We start from the raw sequence: 2,349 nt of genomic DNA, 5'->3' as shown, positions 1-2,349 counted from the left end.
GCGTATTCAGAACATACTTAAAACTTATCGTGTCAGTACCATGCGTCATTTAGAAATAAAGATCAGTGAAGCTGGGCCTCCCGGTAAGCGCGTTGAGCCTGCAGTGCTTCATGATTCTTTAAAGTCCTTGATAAAACATGGTAAAGTCCAGGTGCTTCAAAATACACCTATGAAAATCATTGGTGCGGCAGATTTTGGTAAGCCTGGTGACAAGAGTCGTTTAACGGCATTCATCAAATGGCATGATATGTTTTTGCGTTATTCTCAATTAGACCATTACTGTGGACTAGTTTTAGAGAAAATGTTATTCGATTCTTTTGATATAAGTAACTATCATATTATCGGTTCTAGTCCTATTCTTGATGAAAAAGGATTATTGGTGAAGCCGACAAATTCAGAAGTATTGTTTTATGGCGGAAAAAAAATCTACAAACATGAAGATGGTAATGGTTTCGATCAATTTTTAATTCATAAACAAACTGATATTCCAGTCGGTATTGAGGCTAAAAATATTAGACAATGGATATATCCTGCCTCTCTCGAAGTTTGGAGGATGATTGCTCGAGCCTGTACTTTGGAATGTTTGCCAGTATTAGTATCAAGAAAAATATCTTACATTACCTTGGCTGGTTTCTTCAGTCATTTTGGTGTTTTAGGATTCAGATCACACTTTCAGTATTTTGCTAATGCCGTAAATGCAGATTCCAAATATAGGTTTAAGCCGGATGTTATTGCTAAAGAACGTCTAGGTTTTGCTGATATCAAATTAATTAAACCTAATGATCCGGCACCAAAACATTTCGGGCATTTTTTCAATACCATATTGCCTGAAAACATTGAAGTGTATTATGAGAAGTTCATGAAAAACAAAGAGCTGCTTGCTAAATATGCCATTGAGAAAGGAATGGCTGAAAATTCTTTATCGCAAGGGAAACGATATGCTCTTTATTTGGAATTTAAAGAAGAAGCTGAGTATGAAGATATTGATTTTGAAGACGACAATGATGATTAAGTAGATTTATAAAGAATAAAAAGAGACCGGAGATACTATTCCGGTCTTTTTTTGTTACGAGGGAATTAACCTGCATTTTGTTCTTCTTGGTGTTTTTTCGCACGTATAAGTGTACTTTTGCTAATGCCCGTAAGTTCTTCTACTTGTTTATATGAATGATCTTGAAGCAGCTGCAGAGCATGTGCAATTTGTTTCTTTGTGAATTTTTTTGGTCGGCCATCCTTAAAATCGTCACGCTGACGGGCTACGGCTTTTCCTTCTTGGGTTCGCTCAACAATCATGTCCCTTTCAAACTCTGCAAAGGCACTCATGATGGTAAATACAAGTTTGCCGGTTGGACTGTTTTCAACTAAGCCCATATTTAAAATATGTACTTTTATGCCACGTTCAAATAACTGTTTAACAACGTTTATTCCTTCAACTGTAGAGCGGGCAAACCTATCTAGCTTGGTTACAACCAGTGTGTCTCCCTCTTTTAACTGGTCAAGCAGCCGTTTAAATTCGGGACGATCAATTTTTGTACCTGTAAATGCTTCTTCAAAAATCACTTGGCAGCCTTCAGATTGTAATTTTTCAATTTGAGATTCTAGCGAGTTGCCGCCGATCTCTTGTTTTCTTGTACTTACCCTTGCATATCCATATTTGGTCATGTTCATTTCTCCTTTATTTGTACATTAATGATACTATCTTTTGATACCGTATAAAACCTTATATATCAACACTATAAAAACTGATTCAGAAGTGTTAACTTTTGACACCGTTTCCCACCGGGGTGGGCGCGGAAAGTCTGTCCAACAAAACCCTTATAAACCTACTTGTCCCTCGGAAAATATTTAAATTTTTCCTCCTTTTAGGTAAAATTTAACATTTATTTGCTAAAGAGGCTGCATTTTAGCCGTTAGACCCACATTGTAAGAGGTGTTTGTCACTGTTTCTGAAATTAGGAATGATGGCCTTGACAAAGCTAGTTGAACTGCTTACGTTTCATTCAATCGAACTAACAGGAGGAATTTTACATGCATATAGGACAAGTCATTCGACAAAAACGACAAGCACAATTTATGTCTAGTCGACAACTAGCTGATCTTTTGGGTATTGATCCATCATTGCTTTCTAGGTATGAGACAGGAAAACGGAACATATCTAGAACTCATGTAATTGGAATTAAAAGCTATCTTTCAGGTGACTATGATCATCAGATTTACAGTGCGATTATGGATGATCTGCGTAAAACATATGAGAACCTTACAGGTAGAAAGGGGTTGGAATTATGGAACGTTCAATCCGATCTGATTACGAGCAGCTAATTAAACGGCTGGAAGAGGAGAATAGCCGGG

The 2,349-nt window shown here is 37.0% G+C and carries 3 protein-coding genes; 2 read left to right on the top strand and 1 reads right to left on the bottom strand.

Annotation, left to right across the window (positions count from 1 at the left end):
• The coding region (locus H539_RS0111085) for a hypothetical protein (RefSeq protein ID WP_218970916.1) at window positions 1–1,012 on the top strand (1,012 nt) is incomplete at its 5' end.
• Window positions 1,013–1,077: 65 nt separating this feature from the next.
• On the opposite strand, the gene H539_RS0111080 is transcribed toward H539_RS0111085, so the two are convergent.
• Window positions 1,078–1,662, bottom strand: a complete 585-nt coding sequence (locus H539_RS0111080) for a recombinase family protein (RefSeq protein WP_035322430.1) — start codon at window positions 1,660–1,662, stop codon at window positions 1,078–1,080.
• Window positions 1,663–2,028: 366 nt separating this feature from the next.
• On the opposite strand from H539_RS0111080, the gene H539_RS0111075 reads away from it, so the two are divergent.
• Window positions 2,029–2,319 carry a helix-turn-helix domain-containing protein gene (locus H539_RS0111075; RefSeq protein ID WP_026693559.1) on the top strand — a complete coding sequence of 97 codons (291 nt, stop codon included), beginning with the start codon at window positions 2,029–2,031 and terminating at the stop codon, window positions 2,317–2,319.
• Window positions 2,320–2,349: the final 30 nt, after the last annotated feature.

Origin of the sequence: Peribacillus kribbensis DSM 17871 (genome assembly GCF_000430765.1) — a bacterium.
GTDB lineage: Bacteria > Bacillota > Bacilli > Bacillales > DSM-1321 > Paraperibacillus > Paraperibacillus kribbensis.
Note: the sequence above shows the minus strand (reverse complement) of the source record. Positions and strands in the feature narration are given on the sequence as shown.